Annotated in this window: 5 protein-coding genes; 2 read left to right on the top strand and 3 right to left on the bottom strand. The window is 44.6% G+C overall.

Features of this window, described 5'->3' with window-relative positions; genetic code table 11:
* Positions 1-117 precede the first annotated feature (117 nt).
* On the top strand, positions 118-1,362 hold the full coding sequence (gene ctpA, locus HWQ44_RS24405; protein WP_292724162.1) for a carboxyl-terminal processing protease CtpA: 1,245 nt from the start codon (positions 118-120) through the stop codon (positions 1,360-1,362).
* A gap of 166 nt (positions 1,363-1,528) precedes the next feature.
* Here the strand turns inward: ctpA and HWQ44_RS24400 are convergent, their stop codons facing one another.
* From HWQ44_RS24400 to HWQ44_RS24390, 3 genes are all read right to left on the bottom strand, one after another.
* Entirely contained in the window at positions 1,529-7,870 is a 6,342-nt protein-coding gene (locus tag HWQ44_RS24400) for an AAA family ATPase (RefSeq protein ID WP_292724160.1), read from the bottom strand.
* A 182-nt stretch (positions 7,871-8,052) separates the two neighbouring features.
* Entirely contained in the window at positions 8,053-9,435 is a 1,383-nt protein-coding gene (locus tag HWQ44_RS24395) for an amidase (protein ID WP_334728439.1), read from the bottom strand.
* 291 nt (positions 9,436-9,726) lie between these two features.
* Complete coding sequence (locus HWQ44_RS24390) at positions 9,727-10,461, bottom strand: MBL fold metallo-hydrolase (RefSeq protein ID WP_292724159.1); 735 nt, start codon at positions 10,459-10,461, stop codon at positions 9,727-9,729.
* A gap of 193 nt (positions 10,462-10,654) precedes the next feature.
* Between HWQ44_RS24390 and HWQ44_RS24385 the strand changes: the two genes are divergently transcribed.
* The gene (locus HWQ44_RS24385) at positions 10,655-12,184 is read left to right on the top strand and encodes a site-2 protease family protein (protein WP_292724249.1); all 1,530 of its coding nucleotides are present in this window, start codon (positions 10,655-10,657) and stop codon (positions 12,182-12,184) included.
* Positions 12,185-12,217: the final 33 nt, after the last annotated feature.

Raw genomic sequence — 12,217 nt, 5'->3', positions numbered from 1 at the left:
CTTGATGAGAAAAATGCACCACTTCTATAAAAAAAGTAACATAATCGAGAGATAGATTTCATCAACAACAGGGGAAGTAGGCATTTTTAGGCAATTTGGGTTGAGGTGAAATTGATAATGGGGTTCATGAACAAACAAGTCTTTCGGGTTGGATTTTCATTGTTAATGGCGTTTTGGTTGGCGTTGGGCACGCTAACTCAGCCGGCGCTGGCTTTGACGACGGAACAAAAGCTGGTTTCGGAAGTTTGGCGAATTGTTAATCGTACTTATCTAGATGAGACATTTAATCATCAAAACTGGGCGGCTGTGCGGCAAAAGGTTCTGGAGAAGCCACTGGCAGACTCAAATGCCAGTTATGAGGCAATTGGGAAAATGCTCAAGAGTCTCGACGATCCTTTTACCCGTTTTTTAGATCCAGAACAGTACCGCAGCTTGCAGGTCAATACTTCTGGGGAACTGACTGGGGTAGGATTGCAAATTGCCCTGAATTCTGAGAATGGGAAGTTGGAAGTAGTGGCTCCCATCGCCGGTTCACCGGCAGATAAAGCGGGGATTCGACCACGCGATCGCATTCTCAAAATTGAAGGCGTTTCCACAGAAAATCTCACTCTTGATGAAGCTGCTACCAAAATGCGTGGGCCGAGTGGTAGCCTTGTCACTCTTGTGATCGAACGGGACGGAGAGGCAGAAACGGAAATTAGATTGACACGCGATCGCATTGCTCTTAACCCTGTGGTTTCAGAATTGCGTGTTTCCACTGAGGGTACACCCATTGGCTACCTTCGCCTCACTCAATTCAATGCCAACGCCTCAACAGAATTGGCACACGCTATTTCTAGTCTAGAAAAAAAAGGCGCTGCTGCCTACATTCTGGATTTGCGAAATAATCCTGGGGGACTCTTGCAATCAGGAATTGAAATCGCCCGTCTATGGTTAGACTCTGGGACTATCGTCTACACTGTTAACCGACAAGGCATTCAAGGTAGTTTTGAAGCTCTTGGGCCAGCCCTGACGAAAGATCCTCTGGTGATTTTGGTAAATCAAGGAACTGCCAGTGCCAGTGAGATTCTCGCCGGCGCACTTCAAGATAATGGTCGTGCCCAGTTGGTAGGCGAAACCACCTTTGGCAAAGGCTTAATTCAATCCTTGTTTGAATTATCAGATGGTTCGGGCTTGGCAGTCACAATTGCCAAGTATGAAACTCCTCAACATCGGGATATTAACAAACTAGGTATTAAGCCGGATAAAGTGATTTCCCAAGCAGCTATTAACCGCGAACAGATTGGTAGCGAAGCAGATTTACAATATCAAGCAGCAGTAGAACTTTTGCTTAAAAACTCGGTGATGGCGGGAAAGGCATGAACAGGGCTGAGTTAAAAGTGCTGTTAGCGGATAGCTAGGGTTTAGCCCGTGCTGAGTAGGGAATCTCATGTATTACTTAGCACTCACAAAGGCCAAAGCAAGGAACGAGGCATAGTTAGGGCAGCAACAATTTATTTTTATCCCACGATAACTGCGATTTTCTTTTTTATGCCGACAACGGTAGCTGAATCACAAATTCAGTTCCTTCGCCAAGTTGAGAATTAACCTCGATCGCTCCGCCATGTTTTTCCACAATAATTTGACGGGCGATCGCAAGTCCTAAACCTGTGCCTTTACCGACAGCTTTCGTCGTAAATAAATGGTCAAATATCTTTTGTTTTACCTCTTTAGCTATCCCATTTCCATTGTCAGCAATGGTAATTTTTATACCTTCATTTTCTACTGATGTTTTAATTATTATGCGGTTAGGATTAATTTTAATTTCCTCAAAACTCCGATTTGTATTTGATTCATCCAATGCATCAATAGCATTTGCTAAGATATTCATAAATACTTGATTTAGTTGTCCAGGAAAACACTCAACTTGAGGTAAAGTACTGTAGTCAGTTTTCACTTCAATTGCTGGACGTTGCTCGTTAGCCTTGAGACGATGTTTCAAAATTAAAACTGTGCTGTCGATGCCTTGATGAATATTAAACGGTACTTTATAATCTTTGTCGGCACGGGAGAAAGTTCGTAAACTGGTGCTAATATTTTTTAGGCGATCGCACGCCATAGACATGGAATCAATCATCTTGGGCAAGTCTTCTAAGCTATAATTCAAGTCGATTTCTTCAGCATGGTCTTTGATTTGATCGTTTTTGTTGGGTAAACTTTCTTGATAAAGCTTTAAGTGTTCAACAATATCAGCTAGGGTGGGTTTAGCTTGTTTGAGGCTGGCAGCAATAAAACCAAGGGGATTATTCATTTCGTGAGCGACACCAGCAACCAAGTTACCCAGTGCTGACATTTTTTCACTTTGAACAATTTGTAATTGGGCGTTTTGTAAATCGTTCAATGCTTGTTGCAAATCTTGTGATTTTTGCTGCAAGGCAACTTCAGCAAGTTTGCGATCGCTAATATCTCGCATCACAACTACTGCACCGACTTTGTTACCCGAAGGATCGAAGATTGCTTGTCCGCTGGCTAACAAAATTCTCTTAAAACCATACTTCGGTGCAATTACCATTTCGGCATTTTCGACTATTTCCCCTTGCAAGGCGCGAAACAGAGGGATTTCCGTTGTTGATAGGGGTGTTTGACCATCAGGTTGATAAAGATCGAAGTGTTCTGCCCATTGTTCTGGTGGTAATGATTCTACTGCTAAGCCATGAAACTCACGAGTTGCGTTATTGAATAAAGTTAACTTGCCACTAGGGTCACAAACAACAATCCCATCTGTAATATTGTGAATGATCGCATTCAAGAACTCTCGTTCTTTAGCTAAAGATGCTGCGGCTTGTTTGCGTTCGCTAATATCAATCACCACTCCATCCCATAGGATTGAGTCATCGGCTTGTCGCTCTGGCCGAGCAGTAGATCGAACCCATTTCACAGTTTCTGAAGGCAAGATAATGCGACATTCTAGCTCAAATGGCGTCAGAGTTTGGGCTGAGTAGGCGATCGCTTGAGCAATAAATTGGCGATCGTCAGGATGATTTAGATCGTAAAGGCTATGCGTCCCTGCCATCACCAATTCTGGCGCTAATCCATACAAGTCGAAACAGCCAGAACTAACGTAGGGTGTTGAAGTTGAACCGTCAGCCGCCAGACGGAATTGGTACACCATCCCAGGAATATTATTCGCCAAATTTTGGAAACGGATTTCACTAGCCTGCAATTTCGTTAGAGATTGTGTTAACTGTTGAGCATACTTCTGGGAATTTCCATAAAGTCGGGCGTTTTCTAGAGAAATTGCGGCTTGAGCGCAAAGTAAGTTCAGCAGTTGGACGTGATCGCTGGTAAAGGCTCCCGTTGCTAGGTTATTTTCCAGATACAATATGCCAAGCAACTTACCCTGATGCAAAATCGGGCTGCACAAGACACTCTTGGGCTGCTGCTGCTGAATATACGAGTCATTGATTAATTGAGGCTGCACTGTGGCATCAACAATCACTGCTGGTTGTAAGCTACGTTTGACACTATTAATTAAGCCAACTGGCACATCAACCGAGTCTTCAATAGGCTGTGGGTTGAGCAACATTGGGTAAAAATCGACTCTAGCAGCCTGGTTTTGTACAATACTTTGGGAAAGCTGTGCTAACGCCTGAATAAGCAAACGGCCTGACTCCAAAAGCATGAACACACACTTATCGGCTCCCGCATTTTCAATGACGATATGCAGCAATACCGAGAGCAGTTTTTCGAGTTCGATTTCCCCGGAGAGGGTTTGGGAAGCTTTGAGAATGGTAGCTAAATCTAAAGCAACAGAGACACTGCTACTGCTGGAAGTAGCAGAACTGGTGGAGGTGACACTCCCCAATGTGAAGATAGTTTCGTTAGTTGAGAGGGGAGAACGGGTTTGCTCTAAGATGGGGGCGAGGAGTTGGGGATAGCATCGTTCCAAGTCAGCGACTTTGGCTTTAGCGCCCCAATGAGCATAGCCATAGTAGGCTTGGGTGATGTATGACTGAGCAATCGGTTCTTTGCCCCAGTTGAGGTAAAATTTAGCTGCCAGTTCGTTGGCCAGCGCTTCTTCTTGGATGTAGCCGTGTTGTTTAGCAAGAGCAATGGCGCGATCAAAGAATTCTAATACCTTTGATTTCTGCCCTAAAACTCGGTATCGCTCGGCTTCAACTAAATAAAATTTGTGCAGGTGATTTTCTGGAGCATGATCAGCCCACTTTTTCATTTTTTCCTGATTTTTAGCCACCCGTTGCAGAATGTGTTGCTGTTGTGCCTCACAAACCTGAGAATAAATTGCCAGATGGGCTAGAGAATCATAGGTGTAGCAGAGCGGAACTATGAATAAGCCTGTAGCGCCACCGATATAGTTTTCAGCTGCGATCGCAGCTTCTACTGCCAATTCAAACTTGCCAAACATATAACATAGACCAAGTTGGCTGGCATAGAAATAGTACAGCGCAGTCTGATCGCCCGATCGCTGGAGGGCTGGCACAATTTCCTCTCGATTAAAGGCATCTCCACTCAGCTGCCAAGGTTCAGCAGCATCACCGATCATATTCAAAATTGCTTGCTGAAAAACGGTCAGATGACTAGTAAGACCTTCTTGGTTGAGGTGCGCGAGTTGATCTCGGAAGGCAGCGCTCTCTCGGCTGAGATCGCTGAGTTCTTTGCCCATAAACCAACAGTATGAGATGTAAATGAATCCGCAAATAGCAGCTGATTCTAAATCTCCCGTTTCTAGTCCAACTTCGTAGCCTTCCCGAAGAAACGGTAAGGTGTTCTTGAGCGGCTCTTTCCAATGCCACACACTACAATGAATTCCGACATAGACTCTGGATTTCAGTTCTTTGGCATTGAAATGTTCAAGCAATAAAAGTGCTAGTTTTGCACACTCATAGCCAAAGTCAATCTCTCCTACCATCCCACAAAGTATTAGTCCATAGTAGGCATAGCCAATTGCCGAAAATGAGGTGTTGCCATATTGAACAGATAAATTTACCTGCTCAAGGACAATAAACGGTAAGAGCGCTGGACTAACAACAAAGGCAGCAGAAGAGACAGCGGCAAGAATGCGTATAATCGCTAATTTGTTAGGGTTTGCGATCTGGGGCAGAGTGATTAAGTCCAACGGTTGCCTGCCAGCCAGGATCGATTTAGTCGCCTCGAATGCTCGGGCAATATCTAATTGACTGGGTTGCTCTGGAAAACTCGTTCCTAGACCCTCTACAATCTTCAGGGCAATCTGCACTGCCTCTATAAATTGATGTTGGGCTTGAGCAGCTTGAATTTGAACTTCATAGACCTTGACCGTATCCAACAAGTTTCTAGAGTGTTCTATGATGACTGCCGCTAATTGTGTCATCTGCTGAAAGTTGCCACTCAGGTAAGCAGCTTCAGTGGCAGCTTCGTAGAGGGCTAAGGTTAACTCATACTGGGTTTGCCACATATCCTCAGCTAACAAGGCAATACCTGTAGTGCAATACTCAAATGCGGCTGTATAGGCAGTTGCGACTCTGGCTTTTTGTCCAGCTTTCAGGTTGAGTTGGGCGAGTTCTATTTGCTCAAATAGATCGACAATTAGGGATTTGCCAATATTAAGTTGGTTAACAATTTCAAACAATTTTTCGTCTTGTTTGGCAACAGGCGTATGAGTCAGTAATAGTTGCCCAATTTTTAGGTGAGCGATCTGTTTTTGTGTGTCTGGAATCAGGAAATAAGCCGCTTGCTGGACGCGATCGTGCAAGAATTTGTAAACTGTCATTTGTCCTCTCTTACAAAGTTCTGAGCGGAGGTTTCCTCCGCTCAGACTTTGCGCTTTGTCATTTGTCATTTGCAAATGACCAATCACCAATGAGGAATCCTGATAAAACTTGTAGATTTCATTGGTGGGAATGATAAATCCTTCTTGCAATGCTTTCCACAAGTCCGAAGCGGTTTCTATGTGTGACTTTTCAGAAACGATCGCCAGCGTCGCCAAATCAAACTGATTGCCAATACAGGCTGCCAGTTTCAAAATATCTTGAGTGATATCGGGCAATTTCTGAAGTTGTTGGGCCATAAATTCCACCACATCATCGGTGAGAGCCAAAGCTTTTACTGGCGCTACATCACACTGCCAAAAACCTACCTCCCAATCAAAGGTAATCAGCCCATCCTCATATAGCGCTTTCAAAAACTGAGTTGTGAAAAAGGGATTGCCTTTGGTTTTTTGATAAACCAACTCTGTCAACGGTAGTGCCTGTTTTGTTGGACAACTGAGCGAGTCTGCGATCAAATGGTTCACATCTGCTTGACTCAAGGGAGCTAGGGTCAAAGTATTGACGCAGGGGGATGCCTTTTCAATTTCATCTAGCGTCAACATCAGTGGATGAGCCGCAAATACCTCGTTATCGCGGTATGCGCCAATAATGAATAGATAACCCCAATCGCTCTGAGCCATCAACAGCTTCAGCAAATTTAGCGATGCCGAATCTGCCCACTGCAAGTCATCGAGAAATATCACCAATGGATGCTCTCTGGTGGTGAAGACTTGAATGAACTTTTGGAACAGCAAATGGAAAAGGTTCTGTGCTGCACTGGCAGATAATTCCGCGAAGGCAGGCTGTTTGCCGATCAGCTGCTCCAATTCAGGAATCACCTCGATCAGGACTTGCCCATTCTCTCCAACTGCCGCTAAAATCTTGCTCTGCCATTGCTCCAGTTGAGTATCGCTTTCACTAAGCAACTGTCCCATCAAATCACGAAAGGCTTGCACAAAAGCAGACAGAGGAATGTTGCGGTTGAACTGGTCGTACTTGCCCTTGATGAAGTAGCCGTTCCACCGGACGATCGGCTTATGCACTTCATTGACGACTGCGGTTTTGCCAATGCCAGAGAAACCTGCCACCAGCATCAGTTGGGAGCAACCATTGGCAACATGACCAAATGTCTCCAGTAACCTCTGTACTTCTGATTCCCGCCCATAGAGTTTTTCTCTGATGAGAAAGCGATCGCTGATATCGCGCTGTCCCAAATCAAACCAGGTGTGCTTGCCTGTTTCTCGCCACTGTTCTAAGCAGGTAACAAGGTCATGTTTTAGTCCCATAGCACTCTGATAGCGATCTTCGGCGTTCTTCGCCATCAGTTTGCGGATCATCTCGCCCAGCATCAAGGGCAGATCGGGGTTGAAATCGCAAACAAAGGGTGGAAGTTTCGCAATGTGGCAATGCACCAACTCTATCGGGTCATCGGACTCAAAGGGTAGTTTTTCGCTCAGTAGTTCAAAGAAAGTCACACCTAATGAATAGAAGTCGCTGCGGTAGTCAATGCCCCTGTTCATCCGTCCGGTTTGCTCTGGCGACAGATACGCTAGCGTTCCCTCCAGTCCGTTGATGCTCTGGATTTCTTGGGTTTCTCGTGGTAGGAGTGAGGCAATACTGAAGTCAATCAGCTTAATTTGTTTACTGTCAGGGTGAATCAGGATGTTGGCTGGTTTAATATCTTTGTGAATGACGCGCTGTTGATGTAACTGGTGTAAAGTGTCTAATAATTGCAGAGCAATAGGTAAAAATTGCTCTAATGTCAGTGTTTTTCCTTGAGTAAATTGCCGCAAGGAAATGCCACCAAAGTCTTCCATAACTAGGGCATAGCCGTTGCGATCGGGTTCTAAGCTGTAGGGTTTAATAATGCCGGGAATATCTAAGTTTTTAGCGATCGCATATTGATTGCGAAACTGTACTAGTTCACTGAAGGTAGGATATTCTCGTTTTAAGAGCTTGATGATAACTGGTAGGCGATCGCATTCTCGAACTGCCCGATAAACTTGGGTACGAGAACCTGAATAAAGTTGCTCGATGATTTGGTAGCCTGCGATCTTTAAAGTTCCATCAACTTTTGCGCTCATAAATTTTTACGAGAATTCCTATTTACTAAGGTTATAATTCCCAGGACAATATCTTGGTTAACAAACGTTAGAAAATTTAGTGTTGGGATTGGAGGTAAGATACATAAAAGCATTTTTAAAGAAGTATTTAAACTGGATTCATCTACCTTTAATACTCGTGAGTTCCTAGTTTAGGCATCCACCTAATACCCAGGTGGGCGTTGAAAAAAACCAGTTACTTGAGTTAATTTCTCAGCAATTTCTAGCAGTTTCATATCACTTCCACGCCGCCCCACTATCTGCACACCAATGGGTAGTCCTTGTTGTGACTGGGTAAAGGGCAGTACTACCGCCGGGTTGCCAGTTAGGTTGAAAATTGTGGTATAAGCACCTATTGCTTCTAAATAAGAGAACTCCTGCCCATCCACCTCAATGGGTTCTCCTGGCTGACGATGAGTGAAGGCGGGTACTGGCACAACTGGACACAGCCAAACATCCCAATCAGATAAGAAGTCTTCCATATTCGCAATCAGAGTCTCGCGCTCGGTGAGGGCAGTGACATACCTTTGTTGCTGTTCAGTCTGCGTCAGGTCAGGCTGTGATAAACCCAACTCAAAATCATAAATGTTGATGTAAGTATTACGGACTGCGTTGCTCTCAAAATTCGGTGGCTGGTTGTGTTGCTCTATACAGCATCCTAAATCCACTAGGGATGATGCTAGTTTCTCCAGAGCAGCCTTAGTTTCGGCTGTTGCTGGAATATCACCGAAACCTTCTGTCCAAGCGTAGCGGTAGGATTGTAGGGTGGTAAGTGGATTGTCTTGTATAGGTATTGATAACACTTCTGGCTGATATGGGTCTGGGCCTTCAATCAGTGACAGGCACAATCGCAAGTCTTCCACAGAGCGAGCAAGAGGCCCTATTGTCTGTAAGTAGCGGATGGTTTTAGGTGTTCCTGGTAACTCTGGAATATGTCCAAATGTTGAGACTCGATGCTCGGTTGGTTTCAAGCCGAAAATGCCACAGAAGTGAGACGGAACGCGGATAGACCCGCCAATATCACTACCAAGTTCCAGAGGAGATAACCCAGCAGCTATGGCACTCGCCCCGCCCCCAGTGCTACCGCCTGGGGTACACTCATGATTCCAGGGATTGTTTGTTCTGCCAAATAAGGGACTATTAGTTTGGAAGTTATCAGCCAACTGGGGTGTATTCGTCTTACCCAAAATAATCGCTCCGGCGGCACGTAATCGAGCGACAACGGTAGCATCTTGCTTTGGGAAATAATCTGCTAGGGGTTGATAACTGCTCGTCGTGCGTAATCCTTTGGTTTCTAGGGTGTCTTTGATTGTTACGGGTACTCCATGTAAGACCCCCCAATTTTCTCCTTGAGCCAATGCCTGATCTGCCGCTTTCGACCGAGCGATCGCATTTTCTGCATCCAAAGTCACAATCGCATTTAGGGTTGGGTTGTATTGAGCAATGTGACTCAGATAAGCTGCTATCACTTCTACTGAAGAGACTTGGCGATCGCGGATTGCTTTTGCCAATTGATGAGCAGCTAAAAAGACTAAATCATTCATCATAGTTAACTAGACTTTTCTAGGTGATGAACTTAATTATCTTGATTATTTCTCTATTTAGCGTTAGCAACACTGGTCTGGTGTCAATATCTGTTTCTAACTCTATTGAGGCAGCAGTTTTCTCTCAATTTAAAATTGAGGCAGGGATAGATTAGCCTCTAAAGCATCGATTCAGTAATCAAAAACCTAACCCCCCAGCCCCCTTCCCTTGAAGGGAAGGGGGAGCTAAACTCCCCTCTCCTCGTAGGAGAGGGGTAGGGGGAGAGGTTCTTCCAGGATTACTGAATTGGTGTCCTAAAGTAGAGGTTGTATCGGCAGCAAAGCTGGTAAATCCAGAGAAGCGAGGTGTTGATAAGCTCGATTTATGAATCGCTTACCTCTAAGAAAGCCTGTATTAGCTCCAGGACAAATATACTGGAGAGTTTCTGGTGTAAAACGTTCTAACAATAATCGAATGCTCTGAATTTGCCTTGGCCAGTGAAAGGTTTTGGCTGTCCGTAATGGTACTACTTGACCGTGCTGGTTAGGGAGTAAATGGCGACCAGAAAATAATATACCTCCAAATTCACTGTAGTAGAGACAAGATGAGCCGGGAGAATGTCCTGGTGTCCAAATCGCTTGTGTTGCAGCATCAAGAGTAAATTCTTGTCTAAAAGTAGTTACGGTTAAGCCTGGTAATAAATACGCTTCTTGCTCTTGAATCAGCACCTCGCAGCCAAAGTCTTGCTGAAATTCAGCAGTCTTGCCAATAGCGCCGCGATGGGTGATAAATAACCAACGCACGCCTCCATGCGATCGCAAAAAATCTTGATTTGTTTTTTCTAGTGCAGGGCAATCTATGAGGATATTGCCTTCATTTCTTACAATAAAATAAGAGGTTCCCCCTAATGTGTCCCGATTGGGTGGAAAAGCAAAAATGCTTTCTTGTGCGAAGTCCGATTGCAGAGAACCTCCGCTCAGAACTTCGTCAGAGAAGACAGCCCGTGGTGGCTTAGTTGTATGACTTGGCTGTTGAGGTAAAGGGCACATAATCAAAGAACCGAAACTGAGGAGTTGTGGAAAATTTGATTACAGTGTGGAAATTCTCAAGAATTGCAACTTGAGCGTTAACCAGCACTGTTAACCGTTGTGAAAAGAATTGGGATTTGAGGTCTGCCTTGTAGTTAATGCTATGGTGCTGAAGCTACTGGTGGGGCGTTTTGTCAAAATTACTGAAGAGAACATGGCATTTTGGTTTCTGTTTATCCTCCTGCTGGGGCTAGCTACTTATCTAATGGTGCAGCGCAGCGTTGCTCACATCACCCGCACATCAGTATGGTTGTTGTGGCTGGTTTTAATGACACCAGCATTCCTGTTGAGTGGATGGACGCTAATCTATGGGGCGAAACAACCTCCACCGCCAGGGCTGATCCTCTGGTCGGTATTTGTCTGCACAGTCTTGTACTGGGTGTTGTTTCAATGGGGGCGTCAAGCACCAAGAGATACAACACAGACCGACGAAGCCCAAACCCCAGCCTCAGAATCACAGCCGACTATCCAGCCTACCCCAGAACCAATAGTGCGTCCCATTGAACCAGCCGAAGAAACCCAACTACGAAATTGTTTTCCTTGGTCTGTATACTATGTTCAAAATATTGAGTATCGTCCACAATCTGTGATTTGCCGGGGGCAGTTGCGAACTAAAGCCAGCAACGCTTACCAGCAGATTAAGACTAATATTGAAGCACAATTTGGCGATCGCTTCTTGCTGATTTTTCAAGAAGGCTTCAATGGCAAACCTTTCTTTGTCCTGGTTCCCAACACTCAAGCTGCTGCGAAACAGACAGATACACCACGACGCAACCAGGAACGATTAACTCGACCAGGATTAGCGCTGATGCTGCTAGTAGCTACTTTGATCACTACTACCTTAGTGGGAGTAGAAAATGCTGGTGTTACTCTGCCGCCTATCTGGCAAATTGGATCTTTGTTCAAACTTCTATCTAACTCAGATGTCCTATTCAAGGGATTGCCTTATGCTTTAGGGCTGATGGCTATTTTGGGCACTCACGAACTTGGGCATTATTTGACAGCTAAATTCTACAAGATTCGCTCGACGTTGCCTTACTTTATTCCCGTGCCTTTCTTCTTGGGAACTTTTGGCGCATTTATTCAGATGCGTAGTCCCATTCCTAATCGCAAAGCTTTATTTGATATTAGTATTGCTGGGCCAATTGCAGGTTTTGTTATTACCTTGCCATTACTAATATGGGGTTTGGCTCATTCTGATATAGTTTCGCTGACTGAAAAAACCCGACTTTTAAATCCTGATGCCCTCAATCCCAAGTATTCAATTTTACTGGCTATACTCTCGAAGTTAGCTTTGGGAAGTCAGTTAACGGCAAAATCAGCCCTCGATTTGCATCCCGTTGCAGTAGCAGGTTTCTTAGGACTAATTGTCACAGCCTTAAATTTAATGCCTGTGGGACAATTAGATGGAGGTCACATTGTCCATGCGATGTTTGGACAACGAACTGCGATCGTAATTGGTCAAATTGCTCGCGTGTTGTTGCTATTACTTTCTTTAGTTCGGGAAGAATTTTTGGTGTGGGCGATTATCTTATTATTTATGCCGTTGATTGATGAACCTGCGCTGAATGATGTCACTGAATTGGATAACAAACGTGACGTTTGGGGGTTACTGGCAATGGCTTTGTTGATTGTAATTATTCTGCCATTACCGCAGGCGCTCGCTAACTTTTTGCAAATTTAATCAAGTAAACATATCAGCGATTGCGTTCTCAAG

Origin of the sequence: Nostoc sp. JL34 (genome assembly GCF_017114945.1) — a bacterium.
GTDB lineage: Bacteria > Cyanobacteriota > Cyanobacteriia > Cyanobacteriales > Nostocaceae > Nostoc.
The sequence above is the reverse complement of the archived record's forward strand: the minus strand, read 5'-3'. Positions and strand labels throughout refer to the sequence as shown.